This window comes from Phormidium sp. CCY1219 (assembly GCF_035615515.1).
Taxonomy (GTDB): domain Bacteria; phylum Cyanobacteriota; class Cyanobacteriia; order Cyanobacteriales; family Laspinemataceae; genus CCY1219.
Genome location: NZ_JAJENT010000912.1, coordinates 1 through 358, shown reverse-complemented (window position 1 = coordinate 358; position 358 = coordinate 1). Strand labels below are relative to the sequence as shown.

Annotated in this window: 1 protein-coding gene; it reads left to right on the top strand. The window is 52.5% G+C overall.

Features of this window, described 5'->3' with window-relative positions; genetic code table 11:
• Positions 1-358, top strand: a 358-nt coding sequence (locus tag LKK83_RS29925; protein WP_324635121.1) for a hypothetical protein, incomplete at both ends; no start/stop codon positions are given.

The following is a 358-nucleotide window of genomic DNA, read 5'->3' as shown; positions in this document are numbered from 1 at the left end:
ACTGGTTCGGGTAACTCATTTCCCAACGATTTAACCAACATCAACGGCACCCTGTACTTTAGAGCCGACGACGGCACTAACGGCGAAGAGCTATGGAAGTTAGACAGCCCTAACTCCCCCCCTACAGACCTCGCCCTCAGCAGCAACGCCATCGACGAAAACGTAGGGGCGAACACCGCAGTCGGCACCTTCTCCACCACCGACCCCGATACTGGAGATACCTTTACCTACAGTTTAGCGACAGGTACCGGAGACACCGATAACGCAGCCTTCACCATTGTTGGCGACCAACTGCAAATCAACAGTTCCCCGGACTTTGAAACTAAATCTAGTTACAATATCCGAGTGCAAACCCAAG